18 protein-coding genes are annotated in these 26388 nt (G+C 72.6%); 8 read left to right on the top strand and 10 right to left on the bottom strand.

Features of this window, described 5'->3' with window-relative positions:
* Positions 1 to 30 precede the first annotated feature (30 nt).
* From ACZ4UX_RS20340 to ACZ4UX_RS20330, 3 genes are all read left to right on the top strand, one after another.
* Positions 31 to 966 (top strand): oxidoreductase, encoded by a 936-nt coding sequence (locus ACZ4UX_RS20340; protein ID WP_465707669.1) that lies wholly within the window; start codon positions 31 to 33, stop codon positions 964 to 966.
* A 155-nt stretch (positions 967 to 1121) separates the two neighbouring features.
* Positions 1122 to 2042 (top strand): HD domain-containing protein, encoded by a 921-nt coding sequence (locus ACZ4UX_RS20335; RefSeq protein WP_465707668.1) that lies wholly within the window; start codon positions 1122 to 1124, stop codon positions 2040 to 2042.
* A gap of 200 nt (positions 2043 to 2242) precedes the next feature.
* Positions 2243 to 4432 (top strand): alpha-N-acetylglucosaminidase, encoded by a 2190-nt coding sequence (locus tag ACZ4UX_RS20330; RefSeq protein ID WP_465707667.1) that lies wholly within the window; start codon positions 2243 to 2245, stop codon positions 4430 to 4432.
* Positions 4433 to 4566: 134 nt separating this feature from the next.
* On the opposite strand, the gene ACZ4UX_RS20325 is transcribed toward ACZ4UX_RS20330, so the two are convergent.
* Positions 4567 to 4797, bottom strand: coding sequence for a hypothetical protein (locus ACZ4UX_RS20325; RefSeq protein ID WP_465707666.1), 231 nt, complete (start codon positions 4795 to 4797; stop codon positions 4567 to 4569).
* Between the two features lie 781 nt (positions 4798 to 5578).
* Here ACZ4UX_RS20325 and rph point away from each other — a divergent pair.
* Positions 5579 to 8176: a rifamycin-inactivating phosphotransferase gene (gene rph / locus ACZ4UX_RS20320; RefSeq protein WP_465707665.1), complete on the top strand. Its 2598-nt coding sequence runs from the start codon at positions 5579 to 5581 to the stop codon at positions 8174 to 8176.
* 59 nt (positions 8177 to 8235) lie between these two features.
* Here the strand turns inward: rph and ACZ4UX_RS20315 are convergent, their stop codons facing one another.
* Positions 8236 to 9459, bottom strand: a complete 1224-nt coding sequence (locus tag ACZ4UX_RS20315) for a saccharopine dehydrogenase family protein (RefSeq protein ID WP_465707664.1) — start codon at positions 9457 to 9459, stop codon at positions 8236 to 8238.
* Between the two features lie 165 nt (positions 9460 to 9624).
* Here ACZ4UX_RS20315 and ACZ4UX_RS20310 point away from each other — a divergent pair, with 165 nt between their 5' ends.
* A complete protein-coding gene (locus ACZ4UX_RS20310) occupies positions 9625 to 10884 on the top strand; it encodes a pyroglutamyl peptidase (RefSeq protein WP_465707663.1) in 1260 nt (419 codons plus the stop codon).
* A 75-nt stretch (positions 10885 to 10959) separates the two neighbouring features.
* On the opposite strand, the gene ACZ4UX_RS20305 is transcribed toward ACZ4UX_RS20310, so the two are convergent.
* From ACZ4UX_RS20305 to ACZ4UX_RS20270, 8 genes are all read right to left on the bottom strand, one after another.
* On the bottom strand, positions 10960 to 11727 hold the full coding sequence (locus tag ACZ4UX_RS20305; protein ID WP_465707662.1) for an isocitrate lyase/PEP mutase family protein: 768 nt from the start codon (positions 11725 to 11727) through the stop codon (positions 10960 to 10962).
* Entirely contained in the window at positions 11724 to 12341 is a 618-nt protein-coding gene (locus ACZ4UX_RS20300; RefSeq protein WP_465707661.1) for a hypothetical protein, read from the bottom strand. The genes ACZ4UX_RS20305 and ACZ4UX_RS20300 overlap by 4 nt, the downstream gene beginning before the upstream one ends.
* Positions 12342 to 12466: 125 nt before the next feature.
* Positions 12467 to 14557, bottom strand: a complete 2091-nt coding sequence (locus ACZ4UX_RS20295) for a transglycosylase domain-containing protein (protein WP_465707660.1) — start codon at positions 14555 to 14557, stop codon at positions 12467 to 12469.
* Between the two features lie 528 nt (positions 14558 to 15085).
* Positions 15086 to 15862: a 3-oxoacyl-ACP reductase gene (locus tag ACZ4UX_RS20290; protein ID WP_465707659.1), complete on the bottom strand. Its 777-nt coding sequence runs from the start codon at positions 15860 to 15862 to the stop codon at positions 15086 to 15088.
* On the bottom strand, positions 15859 to 17232 hold the full coding sequence (locus ACZ4UX_RS20285) for an aldehyde dehydrogenase family protein (protein ID WP_465707658.1): 1374 nt from the start codon (positions 17230 to 17232) through the stop codon (positions 15859 to 15861). Before ACZ4UX_RS20285 ends, ACZ4UX_RS20290 begins: the two co-directional genes overlap by 4 nt.
* Complete coding sequence (locus tag ACZ4UX_RS20280; RefSeq protein ID WP_465707657.1) at positions 17229 to 17966, bottom strand: gamma-glutamyl-gamma-aminobutyrate hydrolase family protein; 738 nt, start codon at positions 17964 to 17966, stop codon at positions 17229 to 17231. The genes ACZ4UX_RS20285 and ACZ4UX_RS20280 overlap by 4 nt, the downstream gene beginning before the upstream one ends.
* A gap of 121 nt (positions 17967 to 18087) precedes the next feature.
* The gene (locus ACZ4UX_RS20275; RefSeq protein ID WP_465707656.1) at positions 18088 to 19443 is read right to left on the bottom strand and encodes a glutamine synthetase family protein; all 1356 of its coding nucleotides are present in this window, start codon (positions 19441 to 19443) and stop codon (positions 18088 to 18090) included.
* Positions 19440 to 21014: an amino acid permease gene (locus ACZ4UX_RS20270; RefSeq protein ID WP_465707655.1), complete on the bottom strand. Its 1575-nt coding sequence runs from the start codon at positions 21012 to 21014 to the stop codon at positions 19440 to 19442. The genes ACZ4UX_RS20275 and ACZ4UX_RS20270 overlap by 4 nt, the downstream gene beginning before the upstream one ends.
* 225 nt (positions 21015 to 21239) lie before the next feature.
* Here ACZ4UX_RS20270 and ACZ4UX_RS20265 point away from each other — a divergent pair, with 225 nt between their 5' ends.
* From ACZ4UX_RS20265 to ACZ4UX_RS20255, 3 genes are all read left to right on the top strand, one after another.
* On the top strand, positions 21240 to 21989 hold the full coding sequence (locus ACZ4UX_RS20265) for a FadR/GntR family transcriptional regulator (protein ID WP_329485424.1): 750 nt from the start codon (positions 21240 to 21242) through the stop codon (positions 21987 to 21989).
* Between the two features lie 232 nt (positions 21990 to 22221).
* Positions 22222 to 24027: a hypothetical protein gene (locus ACZ4UX_RS20260; protein WP_465707654.1), complete on the top strand. Its 1806-nt coding sequence runs from the start codon at positions 22222 to 22224 to the stop codon at positions 24025 to 24027.
* Between the two features lie 278 nt (positions 24028 to 24305).
* On the top strand, positions 24306 to 26231 hold the full coding sequence (locus ACZ4UX_RS20255; RefSeq protein WP_465707653.1) for a family 20 glycosylhydrolase: 1926 nt from the start codon (positions 24306 to 24308) through the stop codon (positions 26229 to 26231).
* The last annotated feature ends 157 nt before the right edge of the window (positions 26232 to 26388 follow it).

Raw genomic sequence — 26388 nt, 5'->3', positions numbered from 1 at the left:
CCGAGTGACAGCAACGTCAGCATGTGCCGCATGACTGAACATCAGAAGTGGACCGCCGAGCAGATTCCGGACCAGACCGGGAGGCTCTTCGTCGTCACCGGCGCCACCAGCGGCCTCGGCCTCGCCACCGCCCGCGCGCTGTCCCACCGCGGTGGCCACGTCGTGCTGGCGGTGCGCGACGAGGAGAAGGGCCGGCGGGTGGTCGCGGAGCTGCGCGCCGACCAGCCCGGCGCACGACTGGAGGTGCGCCGGCTCGACCTCGCCGACCTCGCCTCGGTCCGCGCCTTCGCCGCCGGCCTGCGCGCCGACCACGGCCGGCTGGACGTCCTCGTCAACAACGCCGGCGTCATGGCGCCGCCACGCACCTTGAGCGCCCAGGGCCACGAGCTGCAGTTCGCCGCCCATCACCTCGGCCACTTCGCCCTCACCGGGCTGCTGCTCGACCTGCTCGCCGAGGGCCGCGACCCCCGGGTGGTCACCGTCACCTCCCTCAACCACCGGCGCGGGCGGATCCGCTTCGACGACCTGACCGGTGAGCGGCACTACGCGCCGATGGCCTTCTACAACCAGTCCAAGCTCGCCAACGCGGTCTTCGGCCGGCAACTGCATTTGCGGCTGACCGCCGCCGGGAGCCCGGTGCGCAGCCTGCTCGCCCACCCCGGCTTCAGCGCCACCGACATCGTCACCGGCACACCGACCGCCCTGTACCGCTTCCTCTTCGGCCGGCTGGCCCGGCCACTCGGCCAGCACCCCGACCGCGGCGCACTCCCCCAGCTCTACGCGGCGACCCGGCCGGGACTGGCGAGCGGCGAGTTCATCGGCCCGAGCGGCCCCGGCGAACTGCGCGGCGCCCCGGTTCGGGTCGCACTCGCACCCGCCGCGGCCGACGCCGAGACCGGGCGCCGGCTCTGGGAGCTGTCCGAGCGGCTGACCGAGGTCCGGTACGGGCTCCCGGACGCCGGTTGAAGGGTCGTCAGCACCCCTGACAGGGCTGCTGGTCGACGAAGGGGCTCCATGGTGGACCTCCGGACACCTCGACCGAGGACTGGGGGCCGGGGGGCCGGGAGGAGCGTCACGGCAAACCCCCTGAATCGTCCGATACCACCGGCTACCCTGTCGCGGTGACGACCTCCCGAGTACTGTCGATCGCCCTCCAGGACACCGACCGGCCCCGGCTGCGGCCGCTGCCGATCGAAGCAGCCGAACTGCTGCACGATGTCGACGCGCCGCCACGTCTGGTCGCCCATCTCCGCGTGGTCCACGACGTCGCGGGGCAACTCCTCGAATGGCTCGCCACCCGCGGCCTCGATCTGGGGATCGACCCGGATGCCGTCCTGTTCGGCGCCGCCACGCACGACATCGGCAAGACGCTGCACCCCGCCGAGCTGTCCGGTCCGGGCGCACGGCACGAGGAGGCCGGCCGGGACCTCCTCCTCGCCCGGGGCGTCGATGCCGACCGGGCACGCTTCGCCGCGACGCACGCAGCCTGGACGACCGAGGCGGCCGGGACGGAGGACCTCCTGGTCAGCCTGGCCGACACGAGCTGGAAGAACAAGCGCGTCCCCGGGCTCGAAGACCTCGTCGTCGCCAGGCTCGTCGCGGCGAGCGGGAGGTCGGCCTGGGAGGAGTTCATCGACCTGGACACCGTGCTCACCCGCATCGGCGACCGGGCCGACGAACGGCTCGCCTTCCAGCTCGCCCACCCCACGGCGGGGGGCAGCCCACGGCTGCCGGACCTCACCCACGCCCTCGCCGACTGGTTCGCCGCGAACGAGTCGGCTGTCCGCGCACGCGGGATCGCCACCGAACTGGGGCACTCCCCGGACGACGGCCGGCTCAAGAACAGCGCCTGGCTGACCCTCGAAGCCGGCCGCCGGGCCATCATGATCACCGTCTGGAGCAGCGGCGAGACCGAACTCGACGACGTGGACCTCGACACCGGCGACAACCGCCCCGAGCACCGGGACCTGACGACCGCTCAGGAGCTGCACGACGTCCTCGCGTCCGCCCTCGACCGGGCCGACCCCGGCACCGACGCCTGACCGCGCGGACGGGGGCGGGGCCGCCTACCCGTGGCGCCCGCGCCGGGGCAGCTCGGCTTCCGCCCCGGGTGCGTCGAACGGGTGAACGCCGCGCCCCTCGCCGCCGAACCGGCCGGTAGAACATCCGGCAGCGGCCCCTCGGCCGCCATATTCGAGGAGGACTGGACCCGCCCCGCACTCGATGGGAGATCCCGGTGACCATGGCTTCCACGGTAGGGCGGTCGGGGCTGGCGCTCGCGCTGGCCGTGTCCGGGGCGCTCGCCGGGGCTCCCGCCGAAGCGGCCGCCGGGCCGGCGTTCGATCCCGGTCCGGCGGCCGCCGCTCTGGCACGTCTGCTGCCGGCGCAGCACGACCAGTTCACGCTGGTCCCGGCCGCCAAGGGGGCGGGCGGGGACTCGTTCTCGGTGTCCGGCACGGCAGGGGCCGTCACGGTGTCCGGGACGTCGCCGGCGAGTCTGCTGACCGGAGCCGGCTGGTACCTGGAGAACGTCGCCCACGTGGACATCGGCCTGCCGGGAGACTCGCTGGGCGCGCTGCCCGCCGTCCTGCCCGGCGTCGGCTCCCCGGTCGGCCGCACCGCCGTCGTCCCGCACCGTTACGCGCTCAACGACACCGACGCCGGCTACTCGGGCGCCTACCGGGACTTCGCCGCGTACCAGCACGAGGCGGACGTCCTGGCGCTCCACGGCTTCAACGAGGTGTTCGTCCAGACCGGCGCCGAACTCCCCTACTACCAGGCGCTCCAGGGCTTGGGCTACAGCGCCGCCGAGCTGCGGTCGTGGATCCCGGCCCCCGCGCACCAGAGCTGGTGGCTGCTGCAGAACCTGAGCGGGGTCGGCGGGCCGGAGTCCGAGCGGTTGCTCACCGCCCGGGCGGCCCTGGGCCGACGGATCGCGGACCACCTCCGCGGTCTGGGGATGACACCGGTGCTGCCCGGCTTCTTCGGCACCGTTCCCCCCGGCTTCGCGGCGAGGAACGCCGACGCCAGGGTGGTACCGCAGGGCACCTGGGTGGGGCTCGACCGTCCCGACTGGCTCGACCCGACGAGCGCGGCCTTCCCGAGGCTCGCGGCCGCCTACTACCGCGCTCAGCGCGAGGCGTTCGGCGACAGCGCGATGTACAAGATGGACCTGCTGCACGAGGGCGGCACCGCGGGGCCGGTGGACGTGAGCGCTGCGGCCGGGGCCGTGCAGCGGGCCCTGCTGGCGGCGCACCCGCAGGCCACCTGGGCGATCCTGGGCTGGGAGAGCAACCCGTCGGGCGCCGTGCTGTCGGGGGTGGACCGCGGCCGGATGCTGATCCTGGACGGCCTGGCCGACCGCTACGACGGGCTCGACCGTGAGCCGCAGTGGCAGGGCGCCCCGTACGCCTTCGGGACGATCCCGAACTTCGGCGGCCACACCTCGCCGGGGGCGAACTCGGCCGTGTGGGTGCGGCGGTTCCAGCAGTGGCGGACCAAGCCGGGCAGCGCACTGCAGGGCATCGCGTACCTGCCGGAGGCGGTGGGGACGGATCCTGCGGCGTTCGAGCTGTTCGGCCGGCTCGCCTGGGAGCCCGCCGGGATCGATCAGGCCGCGTGGTTCACCGCCTACGCGGCGCGCCGCTACGGCGCGGCCGACCCCCATGCGGCGGCGGCGTGGGAGGCCCTTCGGCAGGGCCCGTACAGCATGCCGTCCGGCCGGTGGAGCGAGGCGCAGGACAGCCTGTTCGCGGCGCGCCCGAGCCTGACCGTGGCGACCGCCGCGACGTGGAGCCCTCCGGCGATGCGTTACGACCCGGCACGGGTGCGCGCCGCGCTCGACGAACTGCTGCTGGTGTCACCGGCGTTGCGGTCCTGCGACGCGTACCGGTTCGACCTGGTGAACGTCGCCCGGCAGGCGCTGGACAACCGGGCGCGAGCGCTGCTGCCGCAGATCGCGAGCGCCTACCACGCGCGGAACCGGACGCTGTTCCGGTCGCTGGTGCGCGAGTGGGAGGCCGACCTCGCGCTGGTCGACCGCCTGTCCGGGACCGACGCGCGGTCCATGGTCGGGCCGTGGATCGCCGCCGCCCGCTCGTGGGGCGCCGACGCGGCGGAGGGCGACCGGCTGGAGTACGACGCACGGTCGGTCCTGGCGAACTGGAGCGGCCGCGGCCCGAGCGACGTCCACGGGCTGCACGACTACGCGAACCGGGAGTGGGCGGGCCTGGTCGCCGGCCTCTACGCCCGGCGGTGGAGCTCCTACTTCTCGTCGCTGGACGAGGCTCTGACGAGCGGCGCGCCGCCGGCGGCGATCGACTGGTTCGCCATGGACGACGCATGGTCGCGGCAGACCGCGCCGCTTCCGACCTCTCCCTCGGGGGACCAGGTGGACCTGGCGCGGGAGGTCGCGAAGGCCCTGCCGAGCTGAACGGGGCGGTGAGCGCCACCCGTTCCACGCGGCTCCGACAACGGCGGGACCCTACCGGTGACATGCCCCCTCGGCGGGCCGCGGGGCCGGCACCCTTCCGGGTACCGGCCCCGCGGGTCAGTACAGCTGGCGGATCAGTAGAACCAGACGGAGAGGCGGGCCGTGTTGGGGGCCGTGTCACAGAAGTAGGTGACCGCCTGGCCCGACGACACGTAGGCCTTGCCCGCGGTCTCGCACGCGGCAGCGCTCGGGTACATCCCGATGTAGGTGAAGCCGGTCGCCTGGGCGGCCGGGGCCGCCAGGAGCGCGCCGCCGGCCAGGACGCCGGCCAGGGCCACGGAGGAGACCACTCTGCGAATCGCCATGATGGTGTAGTCCAATCTCGTAGAGGAACACCTGGAGGCCGCACCCTCGCTGTCTGAAGGGGAGCCTCCACCAGTCCCGGCACCTGCGGCAATGGGCCTCGGGAAGTTCGGCCGGAAGCCATCGGATCATGGAGCACCGCAAACCGGAACCGGCGCCGCCACCTGTGAAAACTCCTGCACAACCCACCCGGGTCCGACGCGGCTCGGCCGAAAACAGCAGCACCGCTGGTGCGGACCCGGCACCTGCCCACCTCACGCACCACGCCGGGCGAACCACCCCGCCCGCCCCACCCGCCCCACCCGCTCCACGCCCGGATCCGGCGGACGGCGGTGCGCCCATACGTCGCGAGAAGCTCGTCATTCCATCGGACGGGAATGGGCCCGGAAATGGCGAAGGCAAGGAGAAGAATCTCCTTGCCGTTATCAAGATATAGCGCAGCGGGGGGCTTGCCGCAAGGCCCCCGGCACGGTGCAGAATCGTCGGCCGAAGCCACCACCCGCGGAAATCGGGGTGCGCCGGCCGTGTGTCGCTGTCGACGCACGGCGGGCACGGTGGCGTCGAATCAGTGGCAGGCCCAGTGGCGGGACCAGCGGCAGGACCAGCCGTGGAGTCGCGGGCGCCCGATGCGGATGCGTGGGGCGTGCCCCGGCCGACGCGCCGGCGGAACGGCCGGCGGGAATGAGGAACGTGCTCGACAGGAAGTTCGACGAAATCGCGGGCGCCGGTGATCCGACCGGCCGCCGCAGCGCAAGGGAAGACGGCTGCCCCGGAGGTACGGCAATGAATGAGCAGTACGTGCGGGATCTTCATGAGGTGGACGAGAGCCGGAGCGCGATCGTCGGCGGCAAGGGTGCGCACCTGGGCGCGCCCTCGCGGATCGAAGGCGTCCACGTGCCGGACGGCTTCTGCGTGACGACGGACGCCTTCCGGCGGATCATGGCGGAGGCTCCGTCGATCGACGGTCTGCTCGACCGACTTTCGCTCCTGGACCCGGACGACCGGGAGGGGGTCCGCACCCTCAGCGCGCGGATCCGTCGGGCCGTCGAGGAGATCGCCCTCCCCCACGACCTCGCGGCGGAGATCACCGGCGCACTCGCCCGGTTCGGCGAGCGGGCCGCCTACGCCGTCCGCTCCAGCGCGACGGCGGAGGACCTGCCGACGGCCTCCTTCGCCGGCCAGCAGGACACCTATCTGAACGTCGTGGGGCCGGCGGCGGTCCTCCGGCACGTCAGCCTGTGCTGGGCCTCGCTGTTCACCGAGCGGGCGGTGGTCTACCGCCGGCGCAACGGCATCGACGACCGTACGGTCCGGATGGCCGTGGTCGTGCAGCGGATGGTCCTCCCGGAGGCGGCCGGCATCCTGTTCACGGCCGACCCCGTCACGGGCGACCGGACGGTCGCCACCGTGGACGCCGGTTTCGGCCTCGGCGAGGCCCTGGTCTCCGGGCTGGTGAACCCGGACGTCTTCAAGGTGCGCGGCGACGAGGTCGTCGTCCGGACGATCGCCGCCAAGCAGCGCGCCCTGTACGCCCTGCCGGGCGGCGGTACGCGGGAGGTCGCGATCGAGCCGCGGCGCCGCGAGCAGCCCGCGCTGACGGATGCGCAGGTCCTCCGGCTCGTGCGGCTCGGGCGGCGGATCGAGGCGCACTTCGGCACCCCGCAGGACATCGAGTGGTGCCTGGTCGACGACGGCTTCCGGATCGTGCAGAGCCGGCCGGTCACGACGCTGTTCCCGGTCCCCGAGCGCGGCGACCGGGAGAACCACGTCTACGTCTCCGTCGGTCACGGTCAGATGATGACCGACCCCATGAAGCCGCTGGGGTACTCCATGTGGCAGCTGACGGCCATGGTGGCGATGCACGAGGCCGGCGGCAGGCTGTTCGTCGACGTCACCCCGCGCCTCGCCTCGCCCACCGGCCGGGTCGCCCTCCTGGACCTCATCGGGAGGGGCGATCCGCTGGTCAGGGACGCGCTGGAGACCGTCCTGGACCGCGGCGACTTCGTCCCGACGGTCCCGGACACGGCGCCCGCCGGCCCGCCGGCCGGTGGCGCGCCCACCCCGATCGCGACCGATCCGGCGATCGTCACCGGGCTGATCGAACGCAGCCGGGCGTCCGTCGCCGCTCTGGAGCGCGACATCCGGACGAAGACCGGACCGGCGCTGTTCGACTTCCTGCTGGAGGCCTTCGAGGAGCACAAGCGGGTGCTCAGCGACCCGCTGAGCCTCCAGGCGATCATGGCGGGGATGGAGGCCACCTGGTGGCTCAACGACAAGCTACGGGAGTGGCTGGGCGAGAAGAACGCGGCCGACACCCTGACGCTGTCCGCCCCCGACAACGTCACGTCGGAGATGGGGCTGGCGCTGCTCGACGTCGCGGACGTGATCCGCCCGCACCCGGAGGTGGTGGCGTTCCTGCGGGGCGTCAAGGACGAGGACTTCCTGGACGACCTGGCGAAGCTCGCGGGCGGGACCGAGGCGCGGGACGCCATCGAGGCCTACCTCGACCGGTACGGCATGCGCTGCGTCGGCGAGATCGACATCACCAGGCCGCGGTGGCGCGAACGCCCCGACACGCTGGTGCCCGTGATCCTCGACCACGTCCGGAACTTCGAGCCGGGCGCCGCCGCACGGCGCTTCGAGCAGGGGCGGCGGAAGGCCGAGCAGAAGGAACAGGACGTGCTCACCCGCCTGCGGGCCCTGCCGGAGGGGGACCTCAAGGCCGCCGAGACCAAGGCGATGATCGACCGGGTCCGCACCTTCATCGGGTACCGGGAGTACCCCAAGTACGGCATCATCAGCCGCTACGCCGTCTACAAGCAGGCCCTGCTCCGGGAGGCCGAACGCCTGGTGGAGGCCGGGGTGCTGACCGAGCGGGAGGACGCCTTCCACCTCACGTTCCAGGAACTCCACACCGTCGTACGAACGCACCGGGTGGACGCCGGGCTCCTCCGGCGGCGCAAGGACGCGTTCCGCTCGTACCACGCGCTCACGCCGCCCCGGGTGCTCACCTCGGACGGTGAGGCCCTCACCGGGTCGTACCGGCGCGACGACGTGCCGGCCGGGGCCCTGGTCGGCGTACCGGTGTCCGCCGGGACGGTCGAGGGAAGGGCCCGTGTCGTCCTCGACATGGCGAAGGCCGATCTCGAAGCGGGCGACATCCTGGTCACGGCCTTCACGGACCCCAGCTGGTCGCCGGTGTTCGTCGGCATCGCGGGGCTGGTGACGGAGGTGGGCGGCCTGATGACCCACGGCGCGGTGATCGCCCGGGAGTACGGCCTGCCGGCCGTCGTCGGCGTCGAGCGGGCCACCCGGCTGATCCGGGACGGGCAGCGGATCCGCGTGCACGGGACCGACGGGTTCATCGAGATCCTGTCCTGACCGGCGCCCCGGCCCGGCCGGGCCGGGGCGCCGGGGCCCTGCCGTCGTGGTGCCCGGCGCTACCCCCGGCTCGGGGCGGTGGCCGGCGGAGCGTCCAGGACGGTGAAGCGCAGACCGGCCGCGGTCAGGCGGTCGATCAGCGCGCTGCCCATCGCCACCGCCGGGGTGACCTGGCCGGCGGTGGGCGGCAGTTCGTCGTAGGCGAGGCTGAGCGCCGACTCGGCGAGCATCTTGGCGGTCTCCGTGTAGCCCGGGTCGCCCCCGGACACCTCGGTGAAGACCCGGTGCCCGGGGCCGGTCTCGCCGACGAAGCGGACGGTGAACCAGGAGGCCGCGCGCTGCTCGGCGCTGGGCCCCGCGCCGGGCTTGCGCAGGCCGGTCAGCGCCCTTCGCAGCGGCGGCAGTTGGGCGGCGAGCGCCAGCAGGGCGAGTCCGGCGCCGCCGGCCAGCAGCACCGGGAGCCGCCGGACCGCCGCGTAGTGGCCGTAGCGGAAGACCGGGCCGTAGTCCGGCCGCGCGGCGGCCGAGCGGGCGACCACCAGCGGATCGATGGTGGGCATCGGCACCGCCCAGGCGCGTGCCTCGGCCGACCGCCGGACCGGGCCGGCCTTGGCGCTGATCCTGCGGCCGGCCGGATGGGGGTCGGCGGCGCGGCGCTCCCGCGCGGCCCGGGCGGCCGCGCGGGGGCGGGACATCACGGTCAGCGCGGAGGCGAAGGTGCCGCCGGAGAACGTCCCGCCGGCCCGGACGAAGCCCCGTACCGAGACCGCGGCGCCGTCGGGCAGGGCGCCGAGTTCGCGCATCCGCTCCAGGGTGAAGAGCACTCCCAGGTCGTGCGGCACCGAGTCGAAGCCGCAGGAGTGCACCAGCCGGGCGCCGGTCTCGACGGCCCGGCGGTGGTGCAGCAGGTACATCCGGTCGACGAACTCGGGTTCGCCGGTGAGGTCGACGTAGTCGGTGCCGGCGTCCGCGCAGGCGGCCACCAGCGGCTCCCCGTGGCTGAGGTAGGGGCCGACGGTGGAGACCACCACCCGGGCCGCGGCCGCCACCTCCCGCAGCGAGCCGGGGTCGGTGGAGTCCGCGATGAGCAGCGGGAGGTCGGCGCAGCCCGGCTCCAGGGTGGCGAGGTGCGCGCGCAGCGCCTCCAGCTTGCCCCGGTTGCGGCCGGCCAGCGCCCAGCGGCAGCCGGCCGGCGCGTTCCGGGCCAGGTACTCGGCCGTCAGCGCGCCGGTGAAGCCGGTGGCACCGAACAGGACCAGGTCGTACGGGCGTTCGGCATCCATGAGCGTTCCCTACCGGCCGGTAATGACGGAGCGCCTCACGCTAGGGATCGGGGCACGGCGGTGTCAACCGTCCACGCCGGGGCCCGGCGCCGCCGGCAGCAGCGGGGCAGGCGGCCCCGGGACGATCTGGCGGAGCGTCAGCAGATCGATGTAATGTCACACTTCATGACATGCACCCGCTATCTCCTGGCCGCGAGCCTCGTCGGCGCGCTCGCCCTCCCCCTGTTCCCGACCAGCGCGGCGGCCCAGGCCCAGCCCGCCTGTCGCACCGCCGCCGCGCCCCCGGTCGACGCCGAACAGGCACGGCTGGCGGATCCGAGGGCGGCCGCCTTCACCGAGCGGGCCGGGCTCGGTGACTTCGTCGGGAGGTTCCCCGCCGCCCTGTGCTCCGCGCGGAACGCCGCCGAGGCCCGGGAGCTCGTGGACGCCTGGGGCCGGGCGCTCTGGCGGGCGGCGGTGGACCGCGCCCAGGACCGGCGGCGCGGCGGCGACCTGCCCGCCCGGGACGACCGCCCGCTCTACTGGACGCGGCTGGCCATGACCGTCCGGCTCGCCCAGTGGCAGCCCGCCTTCGCCGTCGACACCGCCGACCTCCGCTCGCGGTTCGAGGACGCCTCCCGCGGGCTGCTGGACAACGAGTTCAGCGGGACGCCGGGCCTGCGCCGGGTGTTCGTCAGCGGCTTCGACCCCTTCGGCCTGGACGGCGAGCTCCGCCGCGCCAACCCCTCCGGCGCCGCCGCCCTGCGGCTGAACGGTCTGCGGATGACCCTGGCGGACGGCACCCGGGCCGAGATCCGGGCCGTACTGCTCCCCGTCCGCTACGCCGACTTCGACCACGGCATCGTCGAGCGCGCCTTCGGTCCGCGCCTCTCCCCCGGCCCGCGGTCCGCCGACCAGATCACCACCATCAGCCAGGGCTACCCCGGGCTGTTCACCGTCGAGGCCTGGGCCGGCCGCGCCCGCTCCGCCGACCCGTACCCGGACAACACCGGCACGCTCTCCGGCGGCACCCGGGAGCACCCGGTGACCGCCCCGGGCATGGGGCCCGGTGCCGAGTTCATCGCCACCACCCTGCCCGCCGGGGCGATGACCGCCGTGCAGCAGCCGTACCCCGTCCAGCTGAACACCGTGGTCACCGAGATCCCCGCCGGGGGCGACGCGCCGGTCGACCGCGCGGACGGTCCCACCCCGGGCTCCCGGGCCGTCGAGGGCGGGGGCGGCGGGTACCTGTCCAACGAGGTGGCCTACCGCTCCAACCGACTGCGGCTGGAACTCGCCCCGCGGCTGCCCGGCGGCCACCTCCACACCCCCGTGCTCACCGGCCTCCCCGAGCACGCCGACCGGCTCACCGGCCCGGACCTGGAACGGAACGAGGCCGCGATCACCGACGAAGTCCTCGACATCCTCCGCCACGGCACGCCGTGACCTCCCCGGACCGCCGGGGTGTCCGGCGCCGGCCCCGTGCGGCGGCGTCGGCCACCCCGGCCGGTCGGCCCCGGGCTAGCCGCTGAGCGCGTCGACCTCCGCGTAGCCGGGGATGCCGGCGGGCAGCTGTCCGCCGTCCCGGACGGCGACCGCCGTGCCGACCGCGGCGCCCAGGGCCGCACGGAACAGCAGGGAGCCGGTGCTGACCCGGCGCACGCCCAGCTCCGCCAGCCGGTCCAGGCCCAGCGCCGGCAGGTGCAGGACGTTCACCGGGACCGGCACCGCGGCCGTCACGGCGGCGATGTCCTCCTCGCGCGCCAAACCGGGCACGAAGACGCCGTCGGCACCCGCGTCCACGTACCGTCGTGCCCGGTCCAGCGTCGCGGGCACCGAGGCCTCGACCCCGAGCCAGTAGGTGTCCGTGCGGGCGTTGAGGAAGATCCCCGGCGCCCGGCGCTTCACCTCGCGGACCAGCGCCTCCTGCGCCGCGGGGTCGGCCAGGTGGTCGTCGCGGCCGTCCTCCAGGTTGACCCCGGCGACTCCCAGCTCGGCCAACTCGACTGCCAGGTCGCCCACTTCGGCCGGGTCCGTACTGAAGCCGGCCTCGATGTCGACGGTGACCGGACAGGGCAGCCGGACCAGCCGCCCGGCCAGTGCCACGGTCTCCTCCCGGGCCAGGCCCGCGGCGTCGGGAATGCCGTTGGCCGCGGCCACGCCGAGGCTGGTGGTGCCGATGGCGGCGAACCCGGCGGCGGACAGCGCCGCGGCCGAGGCGAAGTCCCAGGCGTTGGGCAGCAGCAACGGCCGGTCCGCGTGGTGCAGGGCGTGGAAGGCGGTGGTCATCGGGACGTCGCCTCCACCAGGCCGGCCGCGAGGGCGAGCGCGTGCGCACGGCCGGGGCAGGCGTGCGGGCCGGCGCCGAACGGTTCGTCCGCCAGGCCGACCTCCACGAGCGTGCCGTCCGGCGCCACCCGGCGGGTCAGGGGCACCGGCGGATCGGTGCGCCCCGCCACCGTGTGGGCCACCAGGGCCTTGGTCGCGTCGCAGGCCTGGACGAGCAGCCCGATCCGGTTGGCCGTGGCCTCGTCGGCGACGCCTCCGCACACCTCGACCAGCCGGGCGAGCGCCCGGTCCGCCTCCTCCGTGACCGCGGTGTGCGGCTGGTACGACGCCGCCACGACGGCGACGTCGCCGGCCACCTCCGGCGGCAGGCCGAGCGCCTCGGCGAGCACCTCGACCGGCCCGTCCCCCCGCTCGGCCGCCCGCAGCCGAAGCGCGTCCGGGTCGAGGGACGCCAGCTCGGCCTCCGCGAGCGCCCGTCTGCGGCGGTGGGCCGCGCCGCTGCTGAAGCGCGCGACGGACGACCTCAGCCAGGCGACGCCGCCCGGCGGGGAGTCGGGGACCGGTGGGACGAGGAACTCCGGGTCGGTCAGCACGGCGTGACTCATCAAAGGCATGGCGCCAGGCTAACGGGCGCCTCCGACACCGCCCCTGAGCCGCGGGCCGCCGGGCCGCCCGGCAGCCCGGCGACGGGAGAACCACGGCGGGTGGTCGGGGCGCGCACCCCGACCATCCGCGGGCATCAGTGCTGCGGACCGGCCGGGGTGGTGGCCGGCGGAGCGGACGGCGGGGTCGAGCCGCTGGCATTGGGGTCGGTCTTCGGCGCCGGGTCGGGGATGTCGGCCATCTTCAAGGACTTCTTCGGCTCCCCGCGAAGGGCCAGGTTCATCGCCAGCTGCCAGATCGGGCCGGGGCCGTCGGCGCCGAACACCTCCGAGAAGTGCTTGCCGCCGATGGTGATGTTGCGCATCTCGACACCGCCGGCCGGCCCGCCGAGCCAGACCGACGTGGCGAGCTGCGGGGTGTAACCGCTGAACCAGGCGGCCCGCTTCTTGTCCGAGGTGCCGGTCTTGCCCGCGATCTGCCGGTCGCCCTCCAGGTTGAGCGCCGAGCCGGTGCCGTCCGCGGTCACGCCGTTGAGGATGGTGTTCAGCACCTGGGCCGTCGACTCGGAGAACGCCTGGCCGCAGTTGGCGGCCGGGACGGCGATGTCCTTGCCGTCCACGGTGGTGATCTTGTTGATCGCGGTCGGGGCGCAGTACTTGCCCCCGGCGGCGAAGGTCGCGTAGACATTGGCCATGGTCAGCGGGCTCATCTCCTCCACGCCCAGCGCCATCGCCGGTACCTCGTCCAGGGGCTTGCCGCTGGCCCGGGTGGTGATGCCGAGCTTGTTCGCCATCTGCTTGACCGAGCAGAGGCCGATCTCCTGCTCCATCTGCACGAAGTAGGTGTTGATCGAGCGGGCCATCGCCTCCTTCAGCTGGTAGGGGCCCTTCTCACTGGCGGACTCGTTCGGCACCACCGTCCTGGGCTTGTCCGTGTTCTTCCAGGTGCCCGCACAGGTCTTCATCGTCGGGTACTCGAGCTTGTTCGGGGAGGAGTACTCGGTGACCGGCGACAGGCCCGCCTCCATCGCGGCGGCCGCGACGATCGGCTTGAAGGTCGACCCGGGCTGGAAGCCGTTGCCGCCGCCCATCGCCGCGTCGACGTTGAGGTTGACGACGGTCTGGTTCTTCTGCGCGTCCAGGCCGTAGGGGCGGGTCTGGGCCATCGCCAGGATCTTGCCGCTGCCCGGCTCCATCATGGTCGCGGCGGCCGACACCGAGTCGGTGACCTTCACCTTGGTGGTCACCGCGTTCTGGGCGGCGGCCTGCTTGTCCGGGTCCATGGTGGTGTAGATGTTGAGACCGCCCTGGTCCCAGAACTTCTTCCGCTCGGCGGCACTCGCGCCGAACGCCGGGTCCTGTTTCACCACGTGCCGGACGTAGTCGCAGAAGAAGCCCATGCCCGCCTGGGCGGTGATGCAGCCGTTCTGCGGCTCCCGGTACTGCAGACCCAGCGGCGCGGCCTTCGCCTCCTTGGCCTGGTCCGCGGTGAGGTGCTTGTTCTCGACCATCTTGTCGAGCACCACGTTCCGGCGCTTCACCGTGTTCTCGGGGTAGCGCACCGGGTCGTACAGCGAGGGGTTCTGCACCATGCCGGCCAGCGTGGCGGCCTCGGCGACGGTGAGGTCCTTGTTGCTCTTGCCGAAGTAGCGCTGCGAGGCCGCCTCCACCCCGTACGCGCCGTGACCGTAATAGGTGATGTTCAGGTAGTTGGTGAGGATCTCGTCCTTCGTCATCTCCTCTTCCAGTTTGATGGCGACCTTCAGCTCCTGGATCTTGCGGCCCAGTGTCTTGCGCTGCGCCTCCAGGACGGCCGCCTGGTCCTCGCCGGCCTTCTCCACATTGACGTTCTTCACGTACTGCTGGGTCAGCGTCGAGGCACCCTGCGAGGCGGTGCCGCTCTCCGCGTTCTTGCTGGCCGCCCGCAGCACGCCCTTGAGGTCCACGGCGCCGTGCTCGTAGAACCGCGCGTCCTCGATGTCGACCTGCGCCTGGCGCATGAACGGGGACATCTGGTCGGCGGGAATGACGGTGCGGTCGCGCTCGTAGACCTTGGCGATCAGCCCGCCCTTGGCGTCGAAGATCTGCGTGGCCTGCGTCAGCGGCGGCGTCTTGAATTCGCCCGGAATGTCCTCGAAGCTCTCCGCCGTGCTCTTGGCGGTCAGCCCGAACGCGCCGACGGCGGGCAGGGCCACACCGGCCAGCAGCGCGCCGGACACCACGCTCACGCCCAGGAAGGTCCCACCGTGGCGGACCAGCCGCAGTGGCGAACTTCGCGCCGGGGGGTTCTCTCCGGCGTCGGACGCATTCCATATCGGGGGAAGTTGAGAAGCCATGCCGGAATGCTAGCGCCCATTTCTGACGCATCGAACGATCAGTCGAACGGCAATGTCCCGACCGTGTCACAGATACCCGGAGCCTGGCCGTGAATTCCGCCGCGCATTTCTTCGGACGGCATGCGAAAACAAGGGCCTCCGGTGAATTCCCGAGAAGACCCCGCCGATGAGGAGAACGCTGACGAACCACCGGTCCGGCGGCGACCGGACGCCGACACCCGCCCCTGGTCCGCGGGTCCGTGACTACACCTGAAGCGCCCCTCCCCCTCACAGCACCCTGACATCAGGTAGATGCGGTGAGCGGGTCGAAAGGTTGCACGCACACCGGGTTTCCGCTGCACGGTGGCCGGGCCGTCGGGAACGCACGACCGGCCGGCGCACCCCGCGGTGCGCCGGCCGGTCCCGGTGGTGCGGTGGGGACTACTGCGGGGTGACGTAGGCGCCGGAGATGCCGCCGTCGACGAGGAAGGTGTTGGCGGTCATGAAGGACGAGTCGTCGGAGGCCAGGAAGGCGACCGCCGCGGCGATCTCCTCCGGCTCGGCGAAGCGGCCGACGGGGATGTGGACGAGGCGGCGGGCGGCGCGCTCCGGGTCCTTGGCGAAGAGCTCCTGGAGCAGCGGGGTGTTGACCGGCCCCGGGCAGAGGGCGTTGACGCGGATGCCCTCGCGGGCGAACTGCACGCCCAGCTCGCGCGACATCGCCAGCACCCCGCCCTTGGAGGCGCTGTAGGAGATCTGCGAGGTGGCGGCGCCCATCACCGCCACGAAGGAGGCGGTGTTGATGATCGAGCCCTTGCCCTGGCGCTGCATGTGCGGGATCGCGTACTTGCAGCAGAGGTAGACGGAGGTCAGGTTGACCTCCTGGACCCGCTTCCAGGCGTCCAGGCCGGTGGTGAGGATCGAGTCGTCGTCCGGCGGGGAGATGCCCGCGTTGTTGAAGGCGATGTCGAGCCGCCCGTACTCGTCCACGGCCCGCTGGAAGAGGTCGCGGACGGCGTCCTCGTCGGTGACGTCGGCCTGGACGAAGAGGCCGCCGACCTCGTTGGCGGCCTTGGACCCGGTCTCCGGGTCGAGGTCCACGCAGACCACCTTGGCGCCCTCGGCGGCGAACCGCCGGGCGGTGGCCAGACCGATGCCGCTGCCCGCGCCGGTGATGACGGCCACCCGGCCGTCGAGTCGCTCGCTCATGCTGATCATTCCTCCGTGGAGATGAAGACGTTCTTGGTCTGGGTGAAGGCGGCGAGGGCGTCCGGGCCGAGCTCGCGGCCGAGCCCGGACTGCTTGAAGCCGCCGAAGGGCGTCGAGTAGCGCACCGAGGAGTGCGAGTTGACGGAGAGGTTGCCGGCCTCGACACCGCGGGAGACCCGCAGGGCGCGGCCGACGTCCCTGGTCCAGATGGACCCGGAGAGGCCGTACTGGGTGGCGTTGGCGATCCGCAGCGCGTCCTCCTCGTCGCGGAACGGGACGACGGTGACGACCGGTCCGAAGATCTCCTCGGTGAACGCCGGGTCGTCGTGCCGGACGGGCGCCAGCACCGTCGGCGGGAACCAGAAGCCGGGGCCGTCCGGAGCGGTGCCCCGGAACGCGACCGCCGACTCGTCCCGGACGTAGGAGGCGACCCGGGCGTGGTGGGCGGCGGAGATCAGCGGGCCCATCTCGGTCTTCTCGTCGGCCGGGTCGCCGACCCGCACGGCCCGCACGGCCGGCTCCAGCAGCGCCATGAACTCGTCGTGGACGGAGGCCTCGACGAGGATCCGGGAGCGGGCGCAGCAGTCCTGGCCGGCGTTGTCGAAGACGGCGTAGGGGGCGGTGGCGGCGGCCTTGGCGAGGTCGGCGTCGGCAAACACGAGGTTGGCGCTCTTGCCGCCGAGTTCGAGGGTGACCGGCTTCACCTGGGCGGCGCAGCCCGCCATGATCTCCTTGCCGACCCGGGTCGAGCCGGTGAACACCACCTTGCGCACGTCCGGATGGGTGACGAAGCGTGCGCCGACCACCGGGCCGCGGCCGGGCAGGATCTGCAGCACGCCCTCGGGGAGGCCGGCTTCGAGGGCGAGTTCGCCCAGCCGCAGGGCGGTGAGCGGGGTGAGTTCGGCGGGCTTGACGATGACGGTGTTGCCGGCGGCCAGCGCCGGGGCCAGGGCCCATGCGGCGATCGGCATCGGGAAGTTCCAGGGCACGATGACGCCGACGACGCCGAGCGGTTCCTGGAAGGTGACGTCAAGGCCGCCGGCCACCGGGATCTGCCGGCCGAAGAGCCGTTCGGGGGCGGCGGCGTAGTACTCGATGACGTCGCGGGCGTTGCCGGCCTCCCAGCGGGCGTTGCCGATGGTGTGGCCGGCGTTGGCCACCTCCAGGGCGGCGAGGTGCTCCCGGCCGCCGTCGACGGCGGCGGCGAAGGCGCGCAGCAGCCGGGCCCGGTCGGCGGGGGCGACCCGGCGCCAGGTGTCGAAGGCGGCCCGGGCGCGGGCGACGGCGGCGTCGGTCTCGGCGAGGCCGGCCAGTTCGACGGTGCTGATCACCTCCTCGGTGGCGGGGTTGACCACCTGGTAGAGGTCGGGTTCGGTCATCGGGTCGTCTCCCTGGGGCGTGCGGAAGCGTGATCGGCGGGAAGGCGGCTCGCCTCGACGAGCGCGCGGAACAGGCGCGGGTCGTCCGGGTCCGTCTCGGGGTGCCACTGGACACCCAGCGCGAAGCGGTGGCCGGGCAGTTCGAGTGCTTCGACCGTCCCGTCCTCGGCCCGGGCGGTGACGCGCAGCCCGCTGCCGGTGCGGTCGGTGGCCTGGTGGTGGTAGCAGTTGACCTCGGCGGCCGGCCCGAGGACGGCGGCCAGTCGGCTGCCCTCCTCGACGTCGACGCGGCGGCGGACGAACTCGGCCGGGACGATCTGGTGGCTCCGCTCGGGCAGGTGCTGCCGGAGGGTGCCGCCGAGGGCGACGTTCAGCAGCTGCATGCCGCGGCAGACGCCGAGCACCGGCAGGTCGCGGTCGAGGGCGCCGCGCAGCAGGGTCAGCTCCCAGTCGTCGCGGGCCTGGTGCGGTGGGCCGGTCCGCGGGTCGGCCTCGGCGGCGTAGCGGGCGGGGTCGATGTCGGGCCCGCCGGCCAGCACCAGGCCGTCCAGCGCGTCCAGCAGGGGGCCGGCGCCGCCGGGCTGCGGCGGTAGCAGCACGGGCGTGCCGCCCGCCGCGGCGACGGAGTCGACGTAGGTCTGCGGGACGAGGCTGGCGCGCTGGCGCCAGACGGACCAGGCGGCCTCGTCCTGGTAGCTGGTGATGCCGATCAGGGGGCGTCGGTCAGGGTTCACGGTCGCTCTCTGTGGTCACGGTCGCCGGGGGCGGGTCGGTGTCGGGCGGGGGCGGGTCGGGCGGGGCATCGGTGTCGGGCGCCCGGGGTCGGGTCGGTTCGGGCGGGGTCGTCGGGCGCGGTCACAGCCGTTCGAAGCCGCGGCGGCGCTCCCAGTCGGTCACCGCCCGGTCGTAGGCGGCGAGTTCGACCCGGCCGGCGTGGGCGTAGTGGCGGACGACGTCCTTGCCGAAGGCCTCGCCCGCGGCGGCGCTCCGCTCGAAGGCGGTGACCGCGTCGCGCAGGTTGGCCGGTACCCGGGGGGCGTCGGAGGCGTAGGCGTTGCCGGTGAACTCCGGTTCGAGTTCCAGCTGTTGCTCGATGCCGTGCAGGCCGGCCGCGATCAGGGCGGCGACCGCGAGGTAGGGGTTGACGTCGCCGCCGGGGACGCGGTTCTCGAAGCGCAGCGAGGAGCCGTGGCCGACCACCCGCAGGGCGCAGGTGCGGTTGTCCCGTCCCCAGGCGATCGCGGTGGGCGCGAAGCTGCCGGGTACGTACCGCTTGTAGGAGTTGACGGTGGGGGCGAACAGCAGCGCGAAGTCCGCGAGGCAGGCGAGCTGTCCGGCCAGGAAGTGCTCCATGGTGCGGGAGAACCCGTTCGGCCGGTCCCCGGCGAACACCGGCGCGCCCTGTTCGTCGCGGAGGCTGAGGTGGATGTGGCAGGAGTTGCCCTCGCGCTCGTCGTACTTGGCCATGAAGGTGAGGCTGTAGCCCTCCTGCGCGGCGATCTCCTTGGCGCCGGTCTTGTAGACGGAGTGGTCGTCGCAGGTGGTGAGGGCGTCGGCGTACTTGAAGGCGATCTCGTGCTGGCCGAGGTTGCACTCGCCCTTCGCCGACTCCACGGTGAGGCCGGCGCCCGCCATGCCGTTGCGCAGCCTGCGCAGCAGGGGTTCGATCCGGCCGGTGCCGAGGACGGAGTAGTCCACGTTGTACTGGTTGGCCGGGGTGAGCTTGGTGTAGTCCTTGTCCCAGGCCTGTTCGTAGGTGTCCCGGAAGACGATGAACTCCAGCTCGGTGGCGGCCTGGGCTTGCCAGCCGTACCCGGCCAGCCGGTCCAGCTGGCGGCGCAGCACCTGGCGCGGGGAGACGGCGACGGGCGTGCCGTCGTGCTGGGTGATGTCGCACTGGACCATGACGGTGGCCGGGTGCCAGGGCACCGCGCGCAGGGTGGCGAGGTCGGGGCGCAGGGTGAGGTCGCCGTAGCCGCTCTCCCAGGAGGAGATGTCGTAGCCGTCCACGGTGTTCATGTCGATGTCGACGGCGAGCAGGTAGCCGCAGCCCTCGGCGGCGTTCGGGACGACATCGGTCAGGAAGTAGCCGGCGGCGACGCGTTTGCCCTGGAGGCGGCCCTGCATGTCGGTCATCGCGAGCACGACGGTGTCGACGGAGCCGTCGGCCACGCGGGCGCGCAGCTCGTCGAGGGTGAGCCTGCTGTTCAACGGATCTCCAGTTCGGCGTCTTCGGCGTCCGGTGCGGCGGGCCCCGGCGGGGTCTCGTGGATGCGGGGGCCGGTGAACCAGTGGCGGGCGGAGGCGAGCCACCAGAGGCCGGCGAAGCCGACCACCACGGTGACGGCGACGGGCGTGTAGTTGAAGCTCTCGGCGGTGATCGGGCTGACGGTGGGGAGCATGAACAGGACGGTGATCACGGCGGTCCAGCCGACCGCGACGGTGCCGATCACCCGGCTCCAGCGGCCCAGGTGCCACGGGCCGCGCGGGAAGGCCTCGCCCTGGCGCAGCCGCAGGTAGACCGGGATGACGTAGGAGATGTACAGGCCGATGACCGAGATCGAGGTGACGGCGGTGTACGCGGTGGAGTTCCAGAGCGCGGGCAGGCCGAGCAGGAGCGCGCCGCCGGTCGCCAGCCAGACCGCGTTGGTGGGGGTCTGGGTGCGCGGGTCGATACGGTGCCAGAGGGCGGAGCCGGGCAGTGCGCCGTCACGCGAGAAGGCGTAGATCATGCGGGAGTTGGCGGTGACGGAGGCCATGCCGCAGAAGAACTGGGCGCCGATGACGATCAGCAGGAGCAGCTCGGCGCCGTTGGTGCCGATCGCGTCGATGAAGATCTGGGCGGGCGCCACCCCGGTGTCGCTGTGCAGCGCGCCGTCGTAGTCGCGGATGGCGAAGGTGATGCCGAGCAGCAGGATCCAGCCGGCCACCAGGGAGACGGTGATGGCGTTGACGATGCCGCGCGGGCCGGAGCGGGCCGCGTCCTGGGTCTCCTCGGTCATGTGCGCGGAGGCGTCGTAGCCGGTGAGGGTGTACTGGGCGAGGAGCAGACCGAGCATGGCCACGTAGAGCTGGTTGTGGAAGCCGGTGTTGTTGACGAACTCGGTGAGGACGAAGGACGCGGAGGCGTGCCGGTCCGGCACCAGGACGAGCACCCCGACGATGACGGCGACGCCGACCAGGTGCCACCAGACGGACAGGTTGTTGAGGAAGGCGACGAGCCGCACGCCCCGGGTGTTGAGCAGGCCGTGCAGCACCAGGATGACGGCGAAGATCTCCACGGTGTGAGCGGGGCCGGCCGCGAAGCCGAACTGGAGGCTGAGGAAGGCGTTCGTGAAGAAGGCGGCGCCGTAGTCGACGCCGGCGGTGACCGCGACCTGGCCGAGGAAGTTGAACCAGCCGGTGAACCAGCTCCAGGCCGGGCCCCGGCTGCGGGCGAGTTTGGCGGACCAGTAGTAGAGGCCGCCGGCGGTCGGGTAGCTGGAGCAGATCTCGGCCATCGCCAGCCCGACGCAGAGCGTCAGCAGGCCGACCACCGGCCAGCCCCAGATGATCATGGCGGGTCCGCCCGCGTTCATCCCCGTCCCGTACAGGGTGAGGCAGCCGGACAGGATCGAGACGATGGAGAAGGAGACGGCGAAGTTGGAGAATCCCGACATCGAGCGGGCGAGCTCCTGGGTGTAGCCCAGCTCGCGGAGGCGTTGTTCGTCGGCGGAAACGGGTGGTGCGCCGTCCGGAAACACCGGCGGGGCAGGGTGGTCGGGTGAGCGTTCGTCGGTCATGGGCACCCCTGGGGGTTGAGGGTGTGCCGGGCCGTGCGCGACCACGGCGGTGTGGTGCGCGGCTCCCGGCGGGTCAGACGGTCGGGCGGCTCTCCAATGGTCTGGAACCAGACCATTGAGGTGGGTGAGCAGCATCGTTCACCCAGCGACAGGGCCGCGTCAAGGGCTCCGGGGGCGCGAGTCGGAAGGTGCGTGCCGGAGGGCGCTCATAGGTACGATTCCGGCGTGGACGTCGACGAAGCACGCGAACAGGCGCGCCTGGACTGGCAGGCCGGGGCGATCTTCCGGCCCGTCCGGACCGGCAACGCCTTCGAGGAGACCGTCGAACGCCTGCTACAGGCGATCAAGCTCGGGGTCTTCGGGCACGGCGACCGCCTGCCCGCCGAACGCGACCTCGCCGCCCGGCTCGGGGTCAGCCGCGAGACGCTGCGCGAGGCGCTCCACACGCTCCAGGAGGCCGACTGCGTCGAGTCGCGCCGCGGCCGCTACGGCGGCACCTTCGTCACCTACCGGATGCCGCCGCCGGACGTCGGGGAGCTGCGCCGCGCCGTCCGCGACCTCGGCGGCGAACTGGAGGACGCGCTGACCTACCGCCTGGTGCTGGAGACCGGCGCCGCCGAGGCCGCCGCCCGGCGCACCCTCTCCCCCGACCAGCGCGCCTACCTGGAGCGCCGGCTGGCCGACCTGGAGGGCGCACCCGCGGAGCGGTACCGCCAGCTGGACTCGCGCTTCCACCTCGCCGTCGGCGAGCTCACCGGCTCGCGCACGCTGGCCACCGGCATCGCCGAGGCCCGGATGCGCCTCAACGACCTGCTGAACGCCATCCCGATGCTCGACCGCAACATCGAGCACGCCGCCGACCAGCACCGGGCGATGGTCCGGGCGATCCTGGACGGCGACGGCGAGGCCGCCCGCCGCGCCACCGAGGAGCACCTCGCCGGGACGGCCGCCCTGCTCCGGGGCTTCCTGGCCTAGGGGCTGCCCGGACCGCCCCGAGTGGACTCCGCTCCCACCCCGGACGAACCATCGATCACCCTAACCTCCTTGCCTTCCAAGGGAGTTCAGGCCAGACGACGGCCGGTTCGGGCCAGCTCCGGGCAATCGCGACACCCGGGCCGCAGGGCGGTGCCTACCGTCGACGGGTCGGTTGGCACCCGTCCTGTCGGCCGCCCCGTCGTGTGGAACACCGAGGTAGGGAGTCCGCGCTGTGTCATCCTTGCTGCACTACGAGCTCGTCGCCGATCCGACGTCCCTCCAGGCGTCGCTCCAGGACGAACCCTCCCTGGGGACGGTCTACGTGATCGTCTCCAACACGCACCAGTCCCAGGTGGAGTGGGAGTACATCGACGTGGTGATGCCGTTGCTCGCCATGTCCTCCGACCTGACGGACAACGCCGCGGCGGTCACCGCGAGCGTCGAGCGGACGTACCAGAGCCCGTTCGACGACGCGCTGGAGTTCCGCTGGGACAGCGCCCAGGGCCACTTCCGGGCGCAGCTCTCCCAGGCGCAGCCCCCGACGAGGAAGAACGCGCTCCTGAGCAGCCACGGGGCGCTGATCCTGAAGCTGGAGAACATCCCGGTCTCCGAGGGCGCGGGCCTCACCCTCCTGGAGATCCGCGAGAAGGCCGGCGGCGGCGACGCCAACGAACCCATGCGGCGGGACCACTGCACCACCACCCTGGGCCTGGTGAAGCAGACGCCGAGGGTCCCGCGCAACTTCCGCGCGCAGCGGTCCCTGGTGAACGGGGACGCGGGCGAGACCCTGGTGCTCCAGTGGGACGGGCCGACCGGTCTCGACTACGCGATCCTGGATCCGACGGGGGCCGAGGTCCACCGCGAGCCGGCCGTGCAGGGAGCCGCGGGGGCGCACCGGGACTACAGCTGGCCCACCGCCGCCCCGAAGCGCGGCACCACGTACACCCTGGTCGCCAAGGCCCCCGGCGGCGGGCAGCAGCGCGGGTACTTCCTCACCACCACCGTCCACGCGCTCGTCCCCGAGTTCGAGAGCGGGACGCGCACGCCGTGGATCGAGGGGACGGCGAACAAGGCCCTGGTCACCTTCACCGCGGGCGGCCTGGAGGTCCGCGACGCCAAGCGCGACCTGGGGACGGTGCGGGCCAACAAGGTCGACGTGGACAACGTGACCACCCGGCTGGTCCAGGGGCGGACCGACAGCGCCGGCTGGATCACCTTCCCGGACATCGGCGTCAACGTGTACCACGGCACCAACAGCGACCTCGGCGTCCTCACGGCCGCCCGGGCCGACGTGGAGGGCGTCAACACCACGTGGGCGGGCAGCCGGGCCGGCGGGAAGGGCTGGATCGACTTCACCCAGCCCGGCGCCACCCTCCACAAGGACGGCAACCAGGACCTCGGCACCCTCACCGCCGACAAGGCCGAGCTGAACGGCCTGAACACCACGTGGGTCGGCGACCGCGACGGCGGCAAGGGCTGGATCGACTTCCTGCAGAACGGCATCGACGTCCACAAGGACGGCGGCCAGGAATGGGGCGTCATCGCCGCCGACAAGGCCGACCTCAACGGCATCAACACCAAGTGGGTCCAGGGCCGGAGCACCACCGACGGCTGGATAGAATTCCCCGCCAACGGCGTCCGCGTCCTGCGCGACGGCGGCCACGAACTCGGCACCGTCACCGCCGGCGAGGCCGATCTCAGCGTGCTGCACACCGAGCAGGCCCGCGTCTCCGGTGAGGCCTGGGTCACCGGTGGGGTGCGGGTGAAGGGCCTGCTCACCGCCACCGGGGGGATGAAGCTCTACCACGAGGGCGAGCGGATGTTCGTCACCATGCCGGACCGGATCCTCTTCTACGGGATCAACGAGTTCACGCAGTGGGTGACCTTCGCCCAGGGCATCGCCGTCACCTACGGCGACAGCAGCGTCTCGATGGCCAAGGGCAACGGGATGCTGGTCAGGAACAGCAACCTCCAGATCCAGCACGGGACGCTCTCCGTCTCCTCCGGCGGCAACCCGCCGCAGGTCCGGGAGCTGTGAGGAACCCTCTCGACACCTGACCGGCGCCAGGCCCCGCCCCCGCGGTCTCGGGGGGCGGGGCCGTCCCATGTGCCTCATGCGCCTCATGTGCCGGAACCGGGGGCCTTCCCATGGACCAGAACCAGCCGAATGACGGATGTTGATCAATGAATGCCAACTGTTGCTCGTAGTCCATTGACATCGATCAGGAGCTTGCACTGTACTTCCGACGCAAGGTGCGTGCCATTGGTCTAGACCATGGGCGTGACAACGCCCTGCCCCACCAAGGAGGATCACCCATGAAGGGTCTTCGACTCCCGGTACGCTTACTGGGCGTACTCGCTCTGCTCGTCGCGGGGGTGACGGCCACCACCCCGCCGCAGGCGGTCGCGGCGGGCACCGCCCCGCAGACGATCCCCGCGCTCCAGCAGTGGAGTGCGGGCTCCGGCCCCTCGTACACGCTCGGCACCGGCTCGCGGATCGTCACCGACAGCGCCTACGCCTCCCAACTGGCCGACGAATCCGCCGTGTTCGCCGAGGACATCGCCGCGCTGACCGGCATCCCCGTGGCCCGGACCACCGGATCGGCCGCCTCGGTCGCGGCCGGCGACATCTTCCTGACGCTGGGATCCGCCGACACCGGTCTCGGCAGCGAGGGCTACTCGCTCACCGTCGGCCCGTCCGTCCGGATCCAGGCCGCGACCGACGGCGGCGCGTTCTACGGCACCCGCTCGGTGCTGCAGCTGCTGAAGCTCTCCCCCACCATCCCGGCCGGCACCGCCCGCGACTGGGCGGCCTACCCCGAGCGCGGCCTCATGGTCGACACCGGCCGCAAGTTCTTCCCCATCCCCTGGCTGCGGAACCAGATCAGGGACATGGCGTACACCAAGCTCAACACCCTGCACCTGCACCTCAACGACACGTTCGGCTTCCGTCTGGAGAGCTCCACCCACCCGGAGATCGTCTCCGCCGACCACTACAGCAAGCAGGAGATCACCGACCTCGTCGCGTTCGCCGCGAAGTACCACGTGACCGTCCTGCCCGAGCTGGACATGCCCGGGCACATGGACGCCGTCCTCGCCGCGCACCCCGAGCTCAAGCTCCGGGCGGCCAACGGGAGCACCCCGGACGGCAGCGACATCGACCTCTCCAACCCCGCCTCCTACGTCCTGATGAAGGACCTGATCACCGAGTTCATGCCGCTGTTCCCGCACGGCACCTGGCACCTGGGCGCCGACGAGTACGGCGTCGACTACGGGTCCTACCCCCAGCTGCTCGCCTACGCCAGGCAGCAGTACGGCGCGAACGCCAAGGCCAAGGACGTCTACTACGGGTTCGTGCGGTGGGCCGACGGCATCGTGCGCGCCGGCGGCAAAACGGCACGCATGTGGAACGACGGCATCAGCGGCGGCGACGGCACCATCCCCGTGAACGCCGACATCACCGTCGACTACTGGTACAACCTCGGGATGACCCCCCAGCAACTGCTGAACACCGGCCACCGGATCGTCAACAGCTCCTGGACGCCCACCTACTACGTCCTCGGTGGCGCGAAGCCCAACACCACCTACATGTACGAGCAGTGGAACCCGGGGATCTTCCAGAACGGGGGCACGATCGACGACCGCTCGCGCAACAGCGGGTCGCTCCTGCACGTGTGGTGCGACCGGCCCGACGCGGAGACCACGACCCAGATCGCGGCCGGCATCAGGAACCCCCTGCGGGCCCTGGCCCAGCAGACCTGGGGATCACCGAAGCCGGCGGCCTCCTACACCGGGTTCCAGCAGGTGATCGCGGCCGTCGGCGGTGCTCCCGGGCAGCCCACCGACACCGGTCCGGGTGACCTGGCGCTGAACCGGCCGACCACCGCGTCCTCCACCGAGACGGCGGGCCTGCCGGCCACCGGCGCCACCGACGGCAGCTACGGCACCCGGTGGTCCAGCCAGTACGCGGACCCCCAGTGGCTGCAGGTCGACCTCGGCACCACCCGCACCGTCCACGAGGTGAAGCTGACCTGGGAGGCCGCCTACGCCCGGGCCTTCCAGATCCAGGTCTCCGACGACGCCGTCACCTGGCGCACCGTCTACTCCACCACCACCGGCACCGGTGGAACCAGCACCCTCACCGGACTCGACGGCACCGGCCGCTACATCCGGATGTACGCCACCCAGCGCGCGACCACCTGGGGCTACTCCCTCTGGGAGTTCGAAGTCCGCGGCGTCTAGCCGGCGTTGGTCAGGTGTCTCGTCCCGGCCCTGCGCCTCTTCCGGGCCCGGAGCCGGGTCAGGGCGGGCGAGAGCCGGGAGGACCGGTCGCCGGTCCTCCCGGCGATGTGCCGGGGGCCGGAGCTCTCACCCGGCCCCGGCGGGCGCGACCGCCGGC

It is taken from the genome of Kitasatospora sp. NPDC028961 (genome assembly GCF_055564815.1).
The sequence above is the reverse complement of the archived record's forward strand: the minus strand, read 5'-3'. Positions and strand labels throughout refer to the sequence as shown.

Bases quoted from the DNA above. Each gene is read 5' to 3' on its own strand.
- ACZ4UX_RS20255 (WP_465707653.1), top strand. From the start codon at position 24,306: ATGAAGGGTCTTCGACTCCCGGTACGCTTACTGGGCGTACTCGCTCTG.
- rph (WP_465707665.1), top strand. From the start codon at position 5,579: ATGAATGAGCAGTACGTGCGGGATCTTCATGAGGTGGACGAGAGCCGG.
- ACZ4UX_RS20285 (WP_465707658.1), bottom strand. From the start codon at position 17,232: ATGACCGAACCCGACCTCTACCAGGTGGTCAACCCCGCCACCGAGGAG.
- ACZ4UX_RS20330 (WP_465707667.1), top strand. From the start codon at position 2,243: ATGGCTTCCACGGTAGGGCGGTCGGGGCTGGCGCTCGCGCTGGCCGTG.
- ACZ4UX_RS20290 (WP_465707659.1), bottom strand. From the start codon at position 15,862: ATGATCAGCATGAGCGAGCGACTCGACGGCCGGGTGGCCGTCATCACC.
- ACZ4UX_RS20325 (WP_465707666.1), bottom strand. From the start codon at position 4,797: ATGGCGATTCGCAGAGTGGTCTCCTCCGTGGCCCTGGCCGGCGTCCTG.
- ACZ4UX_RS20300 (WP_465707661.1), bottom strand. From the start codon at position 12,341: ATGCCTTTGATGAGTCACGCCGTGCTGACCGACCCGGAGTTCCTCGTC.
- ACZ4UX_RS20340 (WP_465707669.1), top strand. From the start codon at position 31: ATGACTGAACATCAGAAGTGGACCGCCGAGCAGATTCCGGACCAGACC.
- ACZ4UX_RS20315 (WP_465707664.1), bottom strand. From the start codon at position 9,459: ATGGATGCCGAACGCCCGTACGACCTGGTCCTGTTCGGTGCCACCGGC.
- ACZ4UX_RS20310 (WP_465707663.1), top strand. From the start codon at position 9,625: ATGACATGCACCCGCTATCTCCTGGCCGCGAGCCTCGTCGGCGCGCTC.
- ACZ4UX_RS20270 (WP_465707655.1), bottom strand. From the start codon at position 21,014: ATGACCGACGAACGCTCACCCGACCACCCTGCCCCGCCGGTGTTTCCG.
- ACZ4UX_RS20305 (WP_465707662.1), bottom strand. From the start codon at position 11,727: ATGACCACCGCCTTCCACGCCCTGCACCACGCGGACCGGCCGTTGCTG.